The sequence below is a fragment of the Streptomyces sp. NPDC045968 genome, assembly GCF_056430475.1.
The window spans coordinates 1-17,598 of sequence record NZ_JBWKLF010000009.1 but is presented as its reverse complement, the minus strand read 5'-3'; the positions used below and the strand labels follow the sequence as shown (position 1 = coordinate 17,598).

Below are 17,598 nucleotides of genomic sequence, written 5' to 3'. Positions count from 1 at the left end.
TGGCGAGCTGGGTGCCCAGCAGGCGAAGACCACCGAAGGCTCTCGCTGGGCCCCTAGCCGCGCCGCAGCCGCTGCGCGACCTCGGTCGCCCAGTACGTCAGGATCATCTGCGCACCCGCACGCCGGATCCCCGTCAGGCTCTCCAGGATCGCGGCGTCGCGGTCGATCCAGCCCCGCTCGGCGGCGGCCTCGATCATCGCGTACTCACCGCTGATCTGGTACGCGGCGACCGGCACGTCCACCGACTCGGCAACCTTCGCGAGGATGTCGAGATACGGTCCGGCCGGCTTCACCATGACCATGTCGGCGCCCTCTTCGAGGTCGAGCGCCAGCTCGCGCAGCGACTCACGGGCGTTCGCCGGGTCCTGCTGGTACGTCTTGCGGTCGCCCTTCAGCGCGGACCCGACCGCCTCACGGAACGGCCCGTAGAAGGCCGACGAGTACTTCACGGTGTACGCCAGGATCGACACGTCCTCGTGCCCGGTCTGGTCCAGCGCGTCGCGGACGACCCCGACCTGGCCGTCCATCATTCCGCTGGGGCCGACCACATGAGCGCCCGCGTCCGCCTGGACCTGAGCCATCTCGGCGTACCGCTCCAGCGTCGCGTCGTTGTCGACGCGGCCGTCCTCGGTCAGCACACCGCAGTGGCCGTGATCGGTGTACTCGTCCAGACAGAGGTCGGACATGACGACGAGATCGTCGCCGACCTCTTCCCGGACCGCGCGCAGCGCCACCTGGAGGATGCCGTCCGGGTCGGTGCCCGCCGTGCCCCGGGCGTCCTTCTTCTCGTCCAGCGGGACACCGAAGAGCATGATCCCCGAGACCCCGGCCGACACCGCGTCGACGGCGGCCTTCCGCAGGGTGTCCAGGGTGTGCTGCTGCACGCCGGGCATGGCCGAGATGGCGACCGGCGCGTCGATGCCCTCGCGTACGAACGCGGGCAGGATCAGATTCGCCGGATCGAGCCGGGTCTCGGCGACCATGCGCCGCATCACGGGCGTCGTCCGGAGCCGGCGGGGGCGGGAGCCGGGGAAGTTTCCGTACACAGTCATCCTTCGACGATAGACCCGTACACATCAGCGTCTTACCGACACCTGTGCCGGAAAAAGCGACGGGCCCGGCCGCTTCGAGGAGAAGCAGCCGGGCCCGTGCGATCCGCTCCGGCGATCAGGTCGTCGTACGACGTCTCCGCGCACCCGGACGCCGCTCGCTCGGCCGGGTCACCGGGTCACCGGCCTCCTTGGCCGCGTCCCGGCGCTGCGCGCCGAACGCCGCCAGCGCCTCGGCCAGCTTGTGCACAGACGGCTCGGGGGACAGCACGTCGACCCGCAGGCCGTGCTCCTCGGCGGTCTTCGCCGTGGCCGGGCCGATGCACGCGATCACCGTCACGTTGTGCGGCTTGCCCGCGATACCGACGAGGTTGCGCACCGTCGACGACGAGGTGAAGAGCACCGCGTCGAAACCGCCGCCCTTGATGGCCTCACGCGTGTCGGCGGGCGGCGGCGAGGCGCGGACCGTGCGGTACGCGGTGACGTCGTCGACCTCCCAGCCCAGCTCGATGAGCCCGGCCACCAGGGTCTCGGTGGCGATGTCGGCACGCGGCAGGAAGACACGGTCGATCGGGTCGAAGACCGGGTCGTACGGCGGCCAGTCCTCCAGCAGCCCGGCCGCGGACTGCTCGCCGGACGGCACCAGGTCCGGCTTCACACCGAAGTCGATCAGCGCGGCGGCCGTCTGCTCACCGACGGCCGCGACCTTGATCCCGGCGAAGGCACGGGCGTCGAGCCCGTACTCCTCGAACTTCTCCCGGACGGCCTTCACGGCATTGACCGAAGTGAAGGCGATCCACTCGTAGCGCCCCGTCACCAGGCCCTTGACCGCGCGCTCCATCTGCTGGGGCGTACGCGGCGGCTCGACGGCGATCGTCGGCACCTCGTGCGGCACGGCGCCGTAGGAACGCAGCTGGTCGGAGAGTGAAGCCGCCTGCTCCTTGGTACGCGGCACGAGCACCTTCCAGCCGAACATCGGCTTGGACTCGAACCACGCGAGCTGTTCACGCTGGGCAGCGGAGCTGCGCTCACCGACCACGGCTATGACGGGCTGGTGCCCGTCGGGCGACGGGAGCACCTTCGTCTGCTTGAACAGCTGCGCGATCGTCCCGAGCGTCGCCGTCCAGGTGCGCTGGCGGGTCGTCGTACCGGCGACCGTGACCGTCAGCGGGGTGTCGGGCTTGCGGCCCGCCGAGACCAGCTCACCGGCGGCCGCGGCCACCGAGTCGAGCGTCGTGGACACGACGGCCGTGGCATCGCTCGCGCCGACCTCGGCCCAGCAGCGGTCCGACGCGGTGCGCGCGTCGACGAAACGGACGTCGGCGCCCTGCGCGTCACGCAGCGGCACACCGGCGTACGCGGGCACGCCCACGACGTTGGCGACGCCGGGCACGACCTCGAAGGGCACGCCCGCGGCGGCGCAGGCAAGCATCTCCGCGCCCGCGTTGCCGTCGAGGCCGGGGTCACCCGAGATAGCTCGGACGACCCGCCTGCCGCCCTTCGCTGCCTCCATGACAAGATTGGCCGCATCCCTGAGAACGGGCACCCCGACGGCTGTTGACGCCACGTCAACAACCGTCAGCTCAGGCGTGCTTACGCCTGCCCGCGCATGGCAGCGAACAACGTCGAGCACGTGCGGTTCGGCGACAAGGACGTCCGCCCTCGCGAGCGCCTCGACGGCGCGCAGGGTCAGCAGTCCCGGGTCGCCGGGACCGGCGCCGAGGAAGGTGACGTGCCCTGCGGGCAGGACAGGAAAGTCGGATGCGGCGGGGCCGGTGGGGCTCAAAGTGCTCGCTCCCCCATAAGACCGGCCGCACCCTTGGCAAGCATCTCGGCCGCGAGCTCGCGACCGAGGGCCGCCGCGTCGTCGTGCGACGTGGGGACGGGACCGGTGGTGGACAGCTGCACCAGCGAGGAACCGTCGGTGGAACCGACGACACCGCGCAGGCGCAGTTCGTTGACAGTCTGACCGTCGACCAGGAGGTCGGCCAACGCACCCACAGGTGCGGAGCAGCCGGCCTCCAGGGCGGCGAGCAGGGCACGCTCGGCGGTCACGGCGACCCGGGTGTACGGGTCGTCGAGCTCGGCGAGCGCGGCGGCGAGGTCCGTGCTGGTTGCAGCACATTCGATCGCCAGTGCTCCCTGGCCGGGAGCGGGCAGAACGGTGTCGACCGGCAGGAAGTCGGTCACTTCACCGGTCAGGCCGAGGCGGCTGAGCCCCGCGGCGGCGAGTACCACCGCGTCGAGCCCCCCGCTTCGTACAAATCCGATACGCGTATCGACGTTGCCCCGTATCGGCACGGTCTCTATGTCGAGGCCGTGGGACCGGGCGTACGCGTTGAGCTGCGCCATACGGCGCGGCGAACCGGTGCCGATACGGGCACCGGCCGGCAGCTGCTCGAAGGTCAGCCCGTCCCGCGCCACGAGTACGTCACGCGGGTCCTCGCGCTCCGGCACGGCGGCCAGGACGAGACCTTCGGGCTGGGCCGTCGGCAGATCCTTGAGCGAGTGGACGGCGAAGTCCACCTCGCCGCGCAGCAGGGCCTCGCGCAGCGCGGCGACGAACACGCCGGTCCCGCCGATCTGCGCGAGATGCTCCTTGGAGGTGTCTCCGTACGTGGTGATCTCGACGAGCTCGACGGCACGCCCGGTCACCTCCCTGACCGCGTCTGCGATCAGGCCGGACTGCGCCATGGCGAGCTTGCTGCGGCGGGTTCCCAACCGGAGCGGCGCCTGGGCGGGCGCGCCCGGGGATGAGTTGTCGGTCATGACCGCCCTCTATTCGGGTCGTTCAGGTCTGCCCGGGAGACGGCGGCCACCGTCTGCGGGTCAAGGTCGAAGAGTTCCCGCAGCGCATCGGCGTACCCGGCGCCGCCGGGCTCACTGGCGAGCTGCTTGACCCGCACGGTGGGCGCGTGCAGGAGCTTGTCGACGACGCGGCGCACGGTCTGCGTGATCTCGGCGCGCTGCTTCTCGTCCAGGTCGGGGAGGCGTCCGTCGAGCCGCGCGATCTCGCCGGCCACCACATCGGCGGCCATGGTGCGCAGGGCGACGACGGTCGGGGTGATGTGGGCGGCGCGCTGGGCGGCGCCGAAGGCGGCCACCTCGTCGGCCACGATGGTGCGCACCTGGTCCACATCGGCGGCCATCGGGGCGTCCGCGGAGGCATCGGCGAGCGACTCGATGTCGACGAGGCGCACACCGTCGACGCGGTGGGCCGCGCCGTCGATGTCGCGCGGCATGGCCAGGTCGAGCAGGGCGAGCCGGACGGGGCCCGAGCCCTGGGCGGGCACGGCGGCCCGGCGAGCGGCACGTTCCTGCGCGGCGGAACCGTTCTCCACCCAGGCGGCGTGCTGGTCCAGCTCCGCGGTGGCCGCGAGGGGCGCGGCCGGCGCCTCGACGGCGGCGTCGAACGCCACGCCGAGCGCTTCGGCGACGGCCTCGGCGGTCAGCACAAGACCGGTCGCGCCGGTGCAGGAGACGACGACATCGGCACGTGTCAGTTCGCCGGACACGGCGGCCATCTCCACGGCACGGGCCGCGGTGCCGCTCTGGCCGAGGATCTCGACGAGCCGGTCGGCGCGGGCCCTGGTCCGGTTGGCGACGACGATCTCGGCGACACCGGTACGGGCCAGGGTGGCCGCGGCGAGCGAGGACATCGAGCCGGCGCCGATCACCAGGGCGCGCTTGCCGGACGCCCAGCCGGAGACCTCGGCGCCGTCGGCGAGCTGCTCCAGACCGAAGGTGACGAGCGACTGCCCGGCCCGGTCGATCCCGGTCTCGCTGTGCGCGCGCTTACCGACCCGCAGCGCCTGCTGGAAGAGGTCGTTGAGCAGACGTCCCGCGGTGTGGAGCTCCTGCCCCAGCGCGAGCGCGTCCTTGATCTGGCCGAGGATCTGTCCCTCGCCGACCACCATCGAGTCGAGGCCGCAGGCCACCGAGAAGAGGTGGTGGACGGCCCGGTCCTCGTAGTGCACATAGAGATAGGGAGTGAGCTCGTCGAGACCGACCCCGCTGTGCTGGGCGAGCAGCGTGGACAGCTCGGCGACGCCCGCGTGGAACTTGTCCACGTCCGCGTACAGCTCGATGCGGTTGCAGGTGGCCAGCACGGCCGCCTCGGTCGCGGGCTCCGCGGCGAGGGTGTCCTGCAACAGCTTGGCCTGGGTGTCGGCGGCCAGCGAGGCCCGCTCCAGTACGGAGACGGGGGCGCTGCGGTGGCTCAGACCTACGACGAGGAGGCTCATGCCGGCATCACGGCGGGCATGTCCCCGTCGGGTCCCTTCCGGCTGGTGGGAGTCGCACGCAGCGGCGGCGCGTCGGCCTGCTCGGCGTTGCTCCCGGCGGCTTCCTCACCGGCCTTGCGCTGCTCGTGGAAGGCGAGGATCTGAAGCTCGATGGAGAGGTCGACCTTGCGCACATCGACCCCGTCGGGCACGGAGAGCACCGTCGGGGCGAAGTTCAGGATGGACGTCACTCCCGCGGCGACGAGCCGGTCGCAGACCTGCTGAGCGGCACCGGCCGGCGTGGAGATGACACCGATCGACACACCGTTGTCGCTGATGATCTTCTCCAGCTCGTCGGTGTGCTGGACGGCGATCCCGGCGACGGGCGTACCCGCCATGGCGGGGTCGGCGTCGATCAGAGCCGCGACGCGGAAACCACGGGAGGCGAAGCCGCCGTAGTTGGCGAGGGCGGCGCCGAGGTTACCGATACCGACGATCACGACCGGCCAGTCCTGGGTGAGCCCGAGCTCGCGGGAGATCTGGTAGACGAGATACTCGACGTCGTAGCCGACACCACGCGTGCCGTAGGACCCCAGGTAGCTGAAGTCCTTGCGGAGCTTGGCGGAGTTGACCCCCGCCGCCGCGGCGAGTTCCTCGGACGAGACCGTGGGAACCGAGCGCTCGGAGAGCGCCGTCAAAGCGCGGAGATACAGCGGAAGTCGGGCGACGGTGGCCTCGGGAATTCCTCGGCTACGGGTCGCCGGTCGGTGAGTTCGGCCAGTTGCCACGGTGCTCCTGCGGGATGAGCGGGGCTGCAGGCGGCCGTATGTACCAAGACCGCCCCGTCGAATGCAGGCTATGTCTTTGTGAACGCGTGCACAAAGATGGTGTCCGTTTTGTCCGGTCAAAGTGACCGGGGTCACGCGCATTCCCTGCGCGATCCAGGAACCATGGACCGCATCAGCCCGTTGCGGGCGCGAAGGGGGCAAGGCGGTACACACTCCTCATGTCTACGCCCCCGAGACCACTCAAAACGCCCATGATGTTAACCGGGTTTCAGTCAGGCACCCAGCGCCTTGCGCAACCTGCCCGGGTCCACCCGCCAGAACGTGTGCTGCTCGTCATCGACGAGCACGACGGGAATCTGCTCCCAGTACTCCTTGTACAGCGCCTCGTCCTGCGTGATGTCCCTCTCCACCCACGACGCGCCGGTCTCCTCGCAGACCGCCCGCACCACGAGCCTCGCGTCGTCACAGAGATGGCACCCCGGCTTTCCCACCAGGGTCACCACGCGGTCCGCGGGCTTCTTCTTCGTACGACGCAGCAGTGCACTCATGCCTACATTCTGCGCCCGTCCGCACCCTCCCCACGGGCTCCGGGCCCCCTCCACCCGCCCGCCCGGAATCACCCCTTTAACAATTCGGCCCCGGAGAGTTCACGCCTTCGCATCCCAGCAGGTCGGGCGGTGACGGACGGACTGGCTATGCTCACGGCATGGCCGCTCTTGGATGGCTCACACCCCGTAGGCGCTCCGCGACAGCACGGAGCGTCCTGGCTGGCGAGGCAGCAGCCGAGGCAGCACGGAAGTCATCACTCCCCGCCGAGGAGTCCCTCCTCCCCGCGGAGGCGGAGGAAGACGCGTTCCCGGTGGCCGGGGACGACCGCGCCGCCGCCTTCTTCGACCTCGACAACACCGTGATGCAGGGCGCCGCGATCTTCCACTTCGGCCGCGGCCTCTACAAGCGGAAGTTCTTCGAGCGCCGCGAGCTGACCCGCTTCGCCTGGCAGCAGGCGTGGTTCAGGCTGGCCGGCGTCGAAGATCCGGAACATATGCAGGACGCCCGCGACAGCGCCCTCTCCATCGTCAAGGGCCATCGCGTCTCCGAGCTGATGTCCATCGGCGAGGAGATCTACGACGAGTACATGGCCGACCGCATCTGGCCCGGCACCCGCGCCCTCGCCCAGGCCCACCTGGACGCCGGACAGAGGGTCTGGCTCGTCACCGCCGCCCCGGTGGAGACCGCGACGATCATCGCCCGCCGCCTCGGACTGACCGGAGCGCTGGGCACGGTCGCCGAATCGGTCGACGGCGTCTATACGGGCCGCCTGGTCGGCGAGCCGCTGCACGGCCCCGCGAAGGCCGAGGCGGTACGCGCGCTGGCGGCCGCCGAGGGCCTGGACCTGGAGCGCTGCGCCGCCTACAGCGACTCGCACAACGACATCCCGATGCTCTCCCTGGTCGGTCACCCCTACGCGATCAACCCGGACACCAAGCTGCGCAAGCACGCCCGCGCCCTGGACTGGCGCCTGCGCGACTACCGCACCGGCCGCAAGGCGGCGAAGGTCGGCATTCCGGCAGCGGCCGGCGTGGGCGCCCTGGCCGGCGGCACCGTCGCGGCGGTCGCCCTGCACCGCCGCCGCCGCTGACCCACCTGGCGCACCCCCGGCGCGCGCCCCTCCCCCGCGCCTCCCCGCTTCTCCCCGCCCCTCCGCCGTACGGAACCGGGCCTCCCACGCCGTTCCGACGGCGCCCTCCCCACCGGCGGAATCGGCCTCGCACGGGCCACGCCCGGGCCCGTGCGGCCAATCGGTACGCCCGCCCCGCGTCTCCCCACCCATCGCTCCGGCCAGTCGGATTGCCATCCTCCGACCACAACCCGTCGCGCCTACAGGCAGATCTCGAAGCATTTTGATCAATAACCGATCACGATGTGCTACTTGAACAGTCACTTAGAGGTCACGGAAGCGACGTAACCGGTGATTTGAGCAACTGGGTGTAGCGCCGCCTGTACGAAGCGTTATTCTCCTCAGACGCATGACGGAGCCCCTCACCCGCTACGACGAGTGACGGTTTTCGAACTGCACGTGATGGAAGCTCTGCCTCTGGGAGTCCCGTGTACCCACATGTCGGGGTTGACGCCTCGGGCCTGGCTACGCTGCGCGCAACGGTCCTCGACCGCTTGCGCGGCTTCGTCCCCACCGCGTACGCCGTCCCCGCTTTTGCCGCCCCTGCACCCGTCGGCCCCTGCTATGCCCTGGCCGAACGGGGTGCGGCGGTCGGAAGACGCAGCAACCGCGGCGCCACGACCACGTCAACCGTTCGTCGGCCGACGGCCGACAGCGACAGCGCTCGCATGATGGATCTTGTCGAGCGCGCACAAGCCGGTGAGGCGGACGCCTTCGGCCGCCTGTACGACCAGTACAGCGACACCGTGTACCGGTACATCTACTACCGCGTAGGAGGGAAGGCGACGGCGGAGGACCTCACCAGCGAGACCTTTCTGCGCGCGCTCCGCCGCATCTCCACCTTCACCTGGCAGGGCCGCGATTTCGGCGCCTGGCTGGTCACAATCGCCCGCAACCTGGTCGCCGACCACTTCAAATCCAGTCGTTTCCGACTGGAAGTGACCACCGGCGAAATGCTCGACGCCAACGAGGTCGAGCGAAGCCCCGAGGACTCCGTCCTGGAGTCCCTCTCCAACGCCGCGCTGCTCCAGGCCGTGCGCCGACTCAATCCACAACAGCAGGAGTGCGTCACCCTTCGTTTCCTGCAAGGCCTCTCGGTCGCCGAGACGGCCCGCGTGATGGGCAAGAACGAGGGCGCGATCAAGACTCTGCAGTACCGCGCCGTCCGTACCCTCGCCCGGCTCCTGCCGGACGATGCCCGCTAGACCACCCACGGTGATCGGCTCATGACGCACTGGTCCGATCATCTTTCGTGCGTAACCCAACTGCCGCGCCGCTCGTTGTGCCGGTTGCAGGCCCCCTGTCGTCACACCTTGGCCACTTCCACTCACTCAATCGAGTGGAAACGCTCAAGGTGTGCAACCTTCCGGACGCTCAGGGGAGTCGACCGTCATGACGAGAGGAGGTGCCGCCAGTGATCGCAAACGTTTCGGCACACCGGCGGGCGAACGCCTTCGCCCAGGCCATGGAGGAGCAGTCGCTCCAGGGTGCGGCGGCCGTACAGCCCGAGGAACCGGCCGAACAGGCCGACCACGGACCGCTGTTGGCCTTGGCGAACGGCCTCGGTGAGCTACCGAAGCCGGAATTGGACCCCGAGGTCAAAATGGTGCAACGAGCGCAGCTCGTCGCCGCCATGGAGGCCATGTTCGCCGAGGGCGGCGCGTCCACGGGCCCTACGGTGCCCGAGCAACGGGGCAAGGGAGCCCACCGGGCCTCCCCTCTCCGTAAACTGCGCCCCCGCTCACGCTGGGCGAAAGGACTCACCGCCGGCGGACTCACCGTAGGTGTGGCCGCAGGAGCCTTCGGCGGAGTGGCCGCCGCCAGTTCGGACGCCCTGCCGGGCGATTCCCTGTACGGGCTGAAGCGCGGCATGGAAGACATCAACCTCGGTATGGCCAACGGCGACGCCGACCGCGGCGAGGCATACCTCGACCAGGCGTCCACCCGGCTCAGCGAGGCACGACGCCTCATGGAGCGGGGCCGCTCGGGCGAGATGGACCACGAATCACTCGGCGAGGTCAGGCGCACGCTCGGCCGCATGACCCACGACGCCACGGAGGGCCACCGCCTTCTGCACGCGGCCTACCAACGGGACGGCTCCATCGGCCCGATCCAGACCCTGGACTCCTTCTCCCGCTCCCACCGCGAGAGCTGGAGCAACCTCCGGGACCGGCTGCCCGTCCAGCTGACCGACATCAGCGACAAGGTCAGCTCGGTCTTCGAGGCCATGGACGAGGAAGTCGCCCCCCTCCAGTCGCTGCTCCCCAGCGCCCCGGAGCGGAGCGAGGAGCCTCGCCGGACCCGCACCCCGCAGGACGCCACCGAACCGTCCGGTGGCGGCGCACCCGCACCCGCCTCGCCCACCGCCCCGGAGGGGGGCCTTACGGACCGGAGCACCCAGCCCGAACCGTCCGGCTCCGGCAGCAGCCCGTCCGACGGTCTGCTCGGCGGCGGTACGGACGGCCTGCTCGACGGCCTCCCGACGGACGACGCCACCCCGTCACCCCCGGACGGCAAGGTCACCATGCCCCCGCCCCCGGACGTCACCCTCCCGCCGCTGCTCCCCGGCCTGCTCCCGGGCCTGGGCATCGACGGCGAGGACCTGAAGCCCTGAGCACCGCGGGGGGGGGGGGGGGGGGGGGGGGCCACCCCCCCCCCCCCCCCCCCCCCCCCCCCCCCCACCCCCCCACCCCCCCCCCCCCCCCCCCCCCCCCCCCCCCCCCCCCCCCCCCCCCCACCCCCCCCCCCCCCCTTCTCCTCCCCCCCCCCCCCACCCCCCTCCCTTCCCCCCCCCCCCCCCCCCCCCCCCCCCCCACAGCCCGGTCCGCCACGATCCGGTCCGGCACGATCCGGCCCGGCCGCCGACCGGTCAGAAGAACACCGACCGCCGCTGCACCAGCAGTTTGTACAAGGTGTGCTGAATCTGCTCCCGCACCTGATCCGTCAGGTTGAACATCAGCATCGGGTCCTCCGCCGCCTCCGGCGGATAACCGTCCGTAGGGATCGGCTCCCCGAACTGAATCGTCCACTTCGTCGGCAACGGCACCGCTCCCAGCGGCCCCAGCCACGGGAACGTCGGCGTGATCGGGAAATACGGAATCCCCAGCACCCGGGCCAGGGTCTTGGAGTTGCCGATCATCGGATAGATCTCCTCCGCGCCCACGATCGAGCACGGCACGATCGGCACCCCGGCCCGCAGCGCGGTCGACACGAAGCCGCCCCGCCCGAAGCGCTGCAACTTGTACCGCTCGCCGAACGGCTTCCCGATGCCCTTGAAACCCTCCGGCATCACCCCCACGACCTCGCCGCTCTCCAGCAGCCGCTGAGCGTCCTCGGCGCACGCCAGGGTGTGCCCGGCCTTACGGGCCAGCTCGTTGACGACGGGCAGCATGAAGACCAGGTCCGCGGCGAGTAGCCGCAGATGCCTGTTGGCCGGGTGGTGGTCGTGCACGGCGACCTGAAGCATCAGCCCGTCGAGAGGCAGCGTCCCCGAGTGGTTGGCCACGATGAGCGCCCCGCCGTCGGACGGGATGTTCTCCACGCCCTTGACCTCCACGCGGAAGTACTTGTCCGCGAGCGGCCGGAGCATCGACATGAGGACCTGGTCGGTCAGCTCCTTGTCGTAACCGAACTCGTCGACCTCGTAGTCACCGGTGACCCGTCGACGCAGGAACGCCAGCCCCCCGGCGATCCGCCGGTCCCACCCGCCGCGCCCCGCCGCCTCCCCGGCCTCCTGCGGCGGCACAGCTCCCTGTTCGGCCTCCTCGGCGCTCACCGGCACCTCCCCGCCCGGAAGGGCGCTCACGGGGGCCGCACCGGCCGCCGCGGAGCCCGGAAGCCGGCTGCTGCCCGGCCCCGTCCTGCGCCGCGCCGGACGCTGTGCGCCCCCCGACCGCGTACGGTCGTCGTCGAACGGAATGACCTTGGCGTCCGCCATCGTGGATGCGCTCCTCTACCTGACGCCGTGAGTTGAATGTGCCCCGCCCGCGAGGCGTGACTCCGCGAGCCGGTCGACGGCCCTGCCCACCGTCTCGGGCGGCAACAGCCCTGGGCCCCGGCTGCGCGCGTACTCCGCGAAGGTCTCCGCGGTGCTGAACCGCGGGCGGAATCCCAGCGTCTCGCGCATCTGCACGGTGGAGACCACCCGCCCGTGCGTCAGCAGCCGGATCTGCTCCGGCGAGAAGTCCGTCATACCGATCGTGCGGAGCGCCGAGCCCACCCAGGTGACGGCCGGCAGCAGCAGCGGCACCGTCGGCCGCCCGAGCCGCCGCGAGCACTGCGACAGGAGCAGCACCCCGTCGCCCGCGATGTTGAACGTGCCGCTGTTCAGCGTCCCGCGCCGCGGTTCGTGCGAGGCGATGCGGAGCACGTCGATGACGTCGTCCTCGTGCACGAACTGGAGCCTCGGGTCGTACCCGAAGACCGTCGGCAGGACGGGCAGCGCCAGATAGTCGGCCAGCGGCGAGTCCGGGTCGGGCCCCAGGATGTTCGCGAACCGCAGGACGCAGACGGCGACATCGGGCCTGCGGCGCGCGAAGCCCCGTACGTACCCCTCGACCTCGACGGCGTCCTTGGCGAAACCCCCGCTCGGCAGGGACTTGGGCGGGGTCGTCTCGGTGAAGACCGCCGGGTCGCGGGGCGCGGAGCCGTACACGCTCGTACTGGACTTGATCACGAGCCGTTGCACGGTCGGTGATTTCTGGCAGGCACCGAGCAGCTGCATGGTGCCGATGACGTTGTTCTCCTTGACGGCCGTCCGGCCGCCCGCGCCGAGCGCCTTTCCCGACACGTCCAGATGGACGACCGTGTCGACGGAGTGCGCGGCGAGGACTCTGGCGATCGCCGGCTGCCGGATGTCCGCCATGACGAACTCGGCGTCCCCGAGCTGATGCCCGGGCGAGATCGCGTCGACGGCGATCACCCGGTCGACCTCGGGATCGCGCTGGATGCGCCGCACGAAGCGGCCCCCCAGCTGCCGGGCCACTCCTGTGACGAGCACGACCTTCCCCAAGATCAGCGCCTTCCGTCGGTACGTGAAGCGGGTGCCCTGCGGATCGGGGCACTCCCCTGACCGTCACCGTAGCGGGTGGATGTTGCCGTGTGACGACCCCATGGCGGGCCCGGTCGAACCCTTGGCCCGAATAGCGCCGCAGCCCCCCCGCCGGAAAGGCGGGAGGGCTGCGGTTTCACGAACTGCGTTCGCTTACTTCTTGTTGCGACGCTGAACGCGCGTGCGCTTGAGCAGCTTGCGGTGCTTCTTCTTGGCCATCCGCTTGCGCCGCTTCTTAATAACAGAGCCCACGACTACCCTCGCTCACTTCTTCTTCACTGGTGCGGGGCGTCTGGGCCCACACGACCTACGTCGGCCTAGCCTACCCGCCACTGCGTGAGGGGCGTAATCCGAGGGCAACGTCAGGCCGACTCCACCCCCACGAAGGACTCGCGGAGATACGCGTGAACCGCTTGTTCCGGGACCCGGAAGGACCTTCCGACCCGGATCGCCGGCAGATGACCGCTGTGCACCAAGCGGTACACGGTCATCTTCGACACCCGCATGACCGAGGCGACTTCCGCCACGGTCAGAAATTTGACCTCGTTGAGAGGTACCTCGCTGCCAGCAGCCATGACCCACCTGTACCTTCCGCACGCGACGCGCACCGGCTTCCCCTCCGGTGACTCTTCGTCGATGTGCGCTCACTCCCCAGATTAGGGGCGGGTGATGCGAGTGGGGAAGAGGAGAGACCATCGGGCGCCTACTGTGACAGACACGCCCGATTGAGTACATAGCGCGTCAGCGGGCGGTAGTAATCGGCCTGCACGCCGTCATCGAGCGGAACGGCGACGGACACCCGCCCCTCGGCCTCTCCGACGAACAGGGCGGGGTCGTCCGTATCCGCCAGCCCGATCGCCTCAATGCCCAGCTGACCTGCACCGCAGACCCATCCATGGTCCCCGACCACCAGCTCGGGCAGCAGCCCGTGACGGTCCGCCGCGTCTTCCAGCGCGGCCCGGACCGGCAGTGGCGAGTGGGTATGTGCGCCGGTGACACCACCGGGAGCCCGCACGCCGGGTTCGCGCACCAGCGCGACACCTCGTACGTAGTCGATGCTGTACGTACGTACGCCGAACCGGGTCGTTATGTCGACACATCTCCCCTGCGCAGGGGTGAGTACAGGACATCCGGCCGCCGACAAAGCGTCTGCCAACTCGGCGTAGAACCCGAGCAGCCGGTGCGGATGACCCGTCCCGAACAGCACCGGAGCCCGCCGGCCCGCGGCCCCCGCCAGTCGATCGGCGAACGCCCCAAGGCCCGCCAGGGTCAGCTCCGGGTCGATCACATCAGGACCGGAGACGCACGCGGGGTCGGGCGAGACCCCGCACTTGTCGGCCATGAGCCGCAGCAGATCCCGCTCGCCCCAGGCCCACTCCGCGTCGAGACCGAGGGTCACCCTGGGGTCCCGAGCCGCGAAGAGCCGATAACTCTGCAGACTGTTCTCCCGCGTGGTGGCCACGGGCCCGGCCAGCCGGGCCGCCAGCAGATGAGCGCGCAGCGCTCCGATGCTCAACACCCTCCGATGCTCCCGCACCGGACCGGCCCCGGCTCCAAAAGCCCGAAGAGGCCCCACACTTGGCGCAACCGTTCCGCGCCAAAGCCACGTCCGGCCGGAAACAGTCACCCCGTCAGGCGAGGAGCCCCCGCAGCGGAAAGACGGACCGCCGGGTCGCCAGGACCGCCTGGTCGAGCCGGTCCGCCGGATCGTAACCGGCCTCCCACGGCTGCCAGGACGGCGTACGACCGTCCGTCATCCGGGCCGGCCCCAACTGCCGGGTCCGGGCATAGACCTCGTCCCGCCAGGACGCCGGCACCATCGACTCCGGGTCCACCGGCGCATGCGCGGCGATGCCCACCAGATGGGTCCAGGACCGCGGGACCACATCGACGACCGCGTACCCGCCACCGCCCAGCGCCACCCACCGCCCGTCCTCGGCGTACTCGTGCGCGAGATCGTGGCACGCCTCCATGACGGCCCGCTGCGCGTCCAACGACACCGCCAGATGGGCCAGGGGGTCCTCGAAATGCGTGTCCGCCCCGTGCTGGGTCACCAGCACCTGCGGCCGGAAATCAGCCAGCAGCTCGGGCACCACCGCGTGGAAGGCCCGCAGCCACCCCGCGTCCCCCGTACCGGCAGGCAGCGCCACATTCACCGCACCGCCCTCACCGGCACCGGCCCCGGTCTCCTCCGGCCACCCGGTCTGCGGGAACAACGTCCGCGGATGCTCGTGCAGGGACACGGTCAGCACCCTCGGGTCCTCCCAGAACGCGGCCTGCACCCCGTCCCCGTGATGGACGTCCACATCGACGTAGGCGACCCGCTCCGCACCGAGCTCCAGCAGCCGCGCGATGGCGAGCGCCGGATCGTTGTAGATGCAGAACCCCGCGGCGCTGCCCGGCATCGCGTGATGCAGCCCGCCCGTGAAGTTCACGGCATGGGCGGTCTCACCGCGCCACACCGCTTCGGCCGCCCCCACCGAGAGGCCGGCGATGAGGGCGGACACCTCGTGCATCCCGGCGAAGGCCGGATCGTCGGCGGTCCCCAGCCCGTACGCCTGGTCGGCGGCCTTCGGGTCAAGAGACGCGGCCCGTACGGCCGACACGTAGTCCTCGCGGTGCACGAGTCTCAGCGTGGAGTGCCCCGCCGCCTTGGCACCGCGCACGTCCACCGCGCCGTCGAGCCCGAACGCCCGCACCAGCCCCATCGTCAGGGCAAGCCTGACCGGGTCCATGGGATGGCTGTCCCCGAAGTCGTATCCCGTTACTGCGTCATCCCACATCAACTGTGCGCGGCCGCTCATGCCCGCCACCGTATCGGGCAGGCTCCGAGCCGAACGACCGGGCGTACACAAGCGTCGCCAGCACCAGCACCATGGGCACGAGCATCGCCCCGCGATAGCTCCACGCGTCCCCGAGCGCCCCCACCAGCGGCGACCCCACGAGGAACCCCACGTAGTTGAAGACGTTCAGCCGCGCGACGGCCACATCGCTGGCCCCAGGGAACATCCGCCCCGCCGCCGCGAACGTCTGCGGCACGACGACGCACAGCCCCAGCCCCAGCAGCGTGAACCCCAGCAGCCCCACCCAGGCCCCGGGCGCCACGGCCACCACCCCGAAACCGACGGCCGCCAGCACACTCCCGCACCGCACCACGCTCACCGCCCCGAGCCGCCGCACCCCGACGTCCCCAACGGCCCGCCCCAGCAGCGTCGTCACCATGTAGACGTTGTACGGCAGCGTCGACATCTGCTCCGAACTGCCCAGCACGTCCTGGAGATACTTCGCGCTCCAGTTGGAGACGGTCGAGTCCCCGATGTACGCGAAGCTCATCACCAGACACAGCGGCAACAGCAGCTTGAACGGAACGGCAGCCCCCTTGCCCGCCCCGCCGGCAGCGGGCAGAGCGGCCTCGCTCCTCCCGTCGGTGTACCAGCGACTCCCCACCAGGGCGGCGGGCAGCAGCACGACGACGGCGGGCAGGTAGGACGCCGGCAAGGACAGATCCCAGTGGGCCCCGGCCCACGCCATCGTCGCCCCGGCGATGCCACCGAGGCTGTACGCGGCATGGAACCCGAGCATGATGCTGCGCCCGTACACCCGCTGAAGGCTGACGCCCATCATGTTCATGGACGCGTCCAGCGCCCCCACGGCAAGCCCGAAGGCACCGAGCGCGACAGCGACCTGCCACAACTCGCTCCCCGCACCGACCGCGAGCAACGAAAGCAGCACCACCGGCTGCGTCCACCGCAGTACGCCCCCGGGCCGCACCCGCGCGACCACCTTCTCGGTGACCACGCTGCCGACCCCCGCGAGGATCGGCACAGCGGCCAGGAAGACGGGCAGCAGCCCGTCGGATATCCCGTACCGGTCCTGAATCGCGGGGATGCGCGTCACGAGCAGCGCGAAGGCGACTCCCTGTACGAAGAAGCTCAGCACCAAGGAGGCCCTGCCGTGCCGCAGCCGCGTCTCTGTCATGGCCGCGAGCGTAGGGCCACCGTCTACCGGTGGGTAGATGGATCAGGCGAGCAGTTCCGGGAGTTGGGAGATGTCGGAGAAGTACCCCGTCACCCCGACGAGCCGGTCCGCCGGCATCATCGACGTGAACCCGTACACGTCCATCCCGGCGGCGCGGGCGGCCTCGACGCCGAGGGGGCTGTCCTCGATGACGACACACCGCTCGGGTGCGACGCCCATCCGCTCGGCGGCGTGGAGGAACAGGTCGGGTGACGGCTTGCCCTGGCCCACATCCTCCGAGCTGAAGATCCACTCCTCCTCGAACCACTGGTCGAGGCCGGTCTTCCGGTGCCCGACCCTGATCCGCTCGTGGGTCGCGGACGACGCGACGCAGTACGCCACTCCGTCGGCGACCAGCTTCCCCAGCAGTTCCTGGACCCCGTCCACCGCCACGAGCTCGCGCTCGAAGGCGGCGAAGACGCGTGCGTGGAGCGTGTCGTCGAAGTCCGCGGGGAGCTTCTGTCCCGTCCGCTCCTCGACGAGGTCGTGCACCCGGTGCACGGCGGACCCCATGTAGTCATGGAGGGATTCCTCGTACGAGGTGGGGTGACCGAGCTCGGTGAGGTAGCCGGCGAGGATGGTGTTGGCGATCGGCTCACTGTCGACGAGCACACCGTCATTGTCGAAGATGACCAGTTCGTAGCGCATGGTTCGAGCCTAGACGCTCAGAACGCAGAAAAGCCCCGTGCCACAAGGGCACGGGGCTTTCCCGGAATAATTGTTCGGCGGCGTCCTACTCTCCCACAGGGTCCCCCCTGCAGTACCATCGGCGCTGAAAGGCTTAGCTTCCGGG

17 protein-coding genes and 1 rRNA gene are annotated in these 17,598 nt (G+C 70.5%); 3 read left to right on the top strand and 15 right to left on the bottom strand.

Annotation, left to right across the window (positions count from 1 at the left end; translation table 11 throughout):
* Positions 1–53 precede the first annotated feature (53 nt).
* The 6 genes from hemB to AC07FA_RS24840 form a co-directional block, all read right to left on the bottom strand.
* Positions 54–1,052 (bottom strand): porphobilinogen synthase, encoded by a 999-nt coding sequence (hemB, locus tag AC07FA_RS24865; protein WP_479078316.1) that lies wholly within the window; start codon positions 1,050–1,052, stop codon positions 54–56.
* A 115-nt stretch (positions 1,053–1,167) separates the two neighbouring features.
* Entirely contained in the window at positions 1,168–2,835 is a 1,668-nt protein-coding gene (locus AC07FA_RS24860; RefSeq protein WP_479078314.1) for a bifunctional uroporphyrinogen-III C-methyltransferase/uroporphyrinogen-III synthase, read from the bottom strand.
* Positions 2,832–3,818, bottom strand: coding sequence for a hydroxymethylbilane synthase (hemC, locus tag AC07FA_RS24855; protein ID WP_479078313.1), 987 nt, complete (start codon positions 3,816–3,818; stop codon positions 2,832–2,834). The genes AC07FA_RS24860 and hemC overlap by 4 nt, the downstream gene beginning before the upstream one ends.
* On the bottom strand, positions 3,815–5,293 hold the full coding sequence (locus AC07FA_RS24850) for a glutamyl-tRNA reductase (protein ID WP_479078312.1): 1,479 nt from the start codon (positions 5,291–5,293) through the stop codon (positions 3,815–3,817). Before AC07FA_RS24850 ends, hemC begins: the two co-directional genes overlap by 4 nt.
* Positions 5,290–6,060 (bottom strand): redox-sensing transcriptional repressor Rex, encoded by a 771-nt coding sequence (locus AC07FA_RS24845; protein WP_479078310.1) that lies wholly within the window; start codon positions 6,058–6,060, stop codon positions 5,290–5,292. Before AC07FA_RS24845 ends, AC07FA_RS24850 begins: the two co-directional genes overlap by 4 nt.
* Before the next feature lie 272 nt (positions 6,061–6,332).
* Positions 6,333–6,608 (bottom strand): glutaredoxin family protein, encoded by a 276-nt coding sequence (locus tag AC07FA_RS24840; protein ID WP_479078308.1) that lies wholly within the window; start codon positions 6,606–6,608, stop codon positions 6,333–6,335.
* 158 nt (positions 6,609–6,766) lie between these two features.
* Between AC07FA_RS24840 and AC07FA_RS24835 the strand changes: the two genes are divergently transcribed.
* The 3 genes from AC07FA_RS24835 (at position 6,767) to AC07FA_RS24825 (ending at position 10,352) form a co-directional block, all read left to right on the top strand.
* Positions 6,767–7,699, top strand: coding sequence for an HAD family hydrolase (locus tag AC07FA_RS24835; RefSeq protein ID WP_479078306.1), 933 nt, complete (start codon positions 6,767–6,769; stop codon positions 7,697–7,699).
* 467 nt (positions 7,700–8,166) lie between these two features.
* Positions 8,167–8,943 carry an ECF subfamily RNA polymerase sigma factor, BldN family gene (locus AC07FA_RS24830; RefSeq protein ID WP_479078304.1) on the top strand — a complete coding sequence of 259 codons (777 nt, stop codon included), beginning with the start codon at positions 8,167–8,169 and terminating at the stop codon, positions 8,941–8,943.
* 209 nt (positions 8,944–9,152) lie between these two features.
* Positions 9,153–10,352 carry a DUF5667 domain-containing protein gene (locus AC07FA_RS24825; RefSeq protein ID WP_479078303.1) on the top strand — a complete coding sequence of 400 codons (1,200 nt, stop codon included), beginning with the start codon at positions 9,153–9,155 and terminating at the stop codon, positions 10,350–10,352.
* A gap of 255 nt (positions 10,353–10,607) precedes the next feature.
* On the opposite strand, the gene AC07FA_RS24820 is transcribed toward AC07FA_RS24825, so the two are convergent.
* The 9 genes from AC07FA_RS24820 to rrf form a co-directional block, all read right to left on the bottom strand.
* The gene (locus tag AC07FA_RS24820; RefSeq protein WP_479078301.1) at positions 10,608–11,675 is read right to left on the bottom strand and encodes a lysophospholipid acyltransferase family protein; all 1,068 of its coding nucleotides are present in this window, start codon (positions 11,673–11,675) and stop codon (positions 10,608–10,610) included.
* A gap of 15 nt (positions 11,676–11,690) precedes the next feature.
* On the bottom strand, positions 11,691–12,749 hold the full coding sequence (locus AC07FA_RS24815) for an NAD-dependent epimerase/dehydratase family protein (RefSeq protein ID WP_479078299.1): 1,059 nt from the start codon (positions 12,747–12,749) through the stop codon (positions 11,691–11,693).
* A gap of 192 nt (positions 12,750–12,941) precedes the next feature.
* Positions 12,942–13,040 carry a 30S ribosomal protein bS22 gene (locus AC07FA_RS24810; protein ID WP_003948845.1) on the bottom strand — a complete coding sequence of 33 codons (99 nt, stop codon included), beginning with the start codon at positions 13,038–13,040 and terminating at the stop codon, positions 12,942–12,944.
* A gap of 110 nt (positions 13,041–13,150) precedes the next feature.
* A complete protein-coding gene (locus tag AC07FA_RS24805) occupies positions 13,151–13,363 on the bottom strand; it encodes a helix-turn-helix domain-containing protein (RefSeq protein ID WP_362843200.1) in 213 nt (70 codons plus the stop codon).
* A gap of 128 nt (positions 13,364–13,491) precedes the next feature.
* A complete protein-coding gene (locus tag AC07FA_RS24800; protein WP_479078298.1) occupies positions 13,492–14,307 on the bottom strand; it encodes a phosphatase in 816 nt (271 codons plus the stop codon).
* A 112-nt stretch (positions 14,308–14,419) separates the two neighbouring features.
* Positions 14,420–15,592, bottom strand: a complete 1,173-nt coding sequence (locus AC07FA_RS24795) for an acetoin utilization protein AcuC (RefSeq protein ID WP_479078296.1) — start codon at positions 15,590–15,592, stop codon at positions 14,420–14,422.
* Entirely contained in the window at positions 15,561–16,766 is a 1,206-nt protein-coding gene (locus AC07FA_RS24790) for an MFS transporter (protein WP_479078294.1), read from the bottom strand. The genes AC07FA_RS24795 and AC07FA_RS24790 overlap by 32 nt, the downstream gene beginning before the upstream one ends.
* A 42-nt stretch (positions 16,767–16,808) precedes the next feature.
* Positions 16,809–17,453 carry an HAD family hydrolase gene (locus AC07FA_RS24785; RefSeq protein WP_479078292.1) on the bottom strand — a complete coding sequence of 215 codons (645 nt, stop codon included), beginning with the start codon at positions 17,451–17,453 and terminating at the stop codon, positions 16,809–16,811.
* A gap of 72 nt (positions 17,454–17,525) precedes the next feature.
* A 5S ribosomal RNA gene (gene rrf, locus AC07FA_RS24780) occupies positions 17,526–17,598 on the bottom strand; the annotation flags it as partial.

Bases quoted from the DNA above. Each gene is read 5' to 3' on its own strand.
- AC07FA_RS24790 (WP_479078294.1), bottom strand. From the start codon at position 16,766: ATGACAGAGACGCGGCTGCGGCACGGCAGGGCCTCCTTGGTGCTGAGC.
- AC07FA_RS24805 (WP_362843200.1), bottom strand. From the start codon at position 13,363: ATGGCTGCTGGCAGCGAGGTACCTCTCAACGAGGTCAAATTTCTGACC.
- AC07FA_RS24840 (WP_479078308.1), bottom strand. From the start codon at position 6,608: ATGAGTGCACTGCTGCGTCGTACGAAGAAGAAGCCCGCGGACCGCGTG.
- hemB (WP_479078316.1), bottom strand. From the start codon at position 1,052: ATGACTGTGTACGGAAACTTCCCCGGCTCCCGCCCCCGCCGGCTCCGG.
- AC07FA_RS24850 (WP_479078312.1), bottom strand. From the start codon at position 5,293: ATGAGCCTCCTCGTCGTAGGTCTGAGCCACCGCAGCGCCCCCGTCTCC.
- AC07FA_RS24835 (WP_479078306.1), top strand. From the start codon at position 6,767: ATGGCCGCTCTTGGATGGCTCACACCCCGTAGGCGCTCCGCGACAGCA.
- AC07FA_RS24795 (WP_479078296.1), bottom strand. From the start codon at position 15,592: ATGAGCGGCCGCGCACAGTTGATGTGGGATGACGCAGTAACGGGATAC.
- AC07FA_RS24820 (WP_479078301.1), bottom strand. From the start codon at position 11,675: ATGGCGGACGCCAAGGTCATTCCGTTCGACGACGACCGTACGCGGTCG.
- AC07FA_RS24785 (WP_479078292.1), bottom strand. From the start codon at position 17,453: ATGCGCTACGAACTGGTCATCTTCGACAATGACGGTGTGCTCGTCGAC.
- hemC (WP_479078313.1), bottom strand. From the start codon at position 3,818: ATGACCGACAACTCATCCCCGGGCGCGCCCGCCCAGGCGCCGCTCCGG.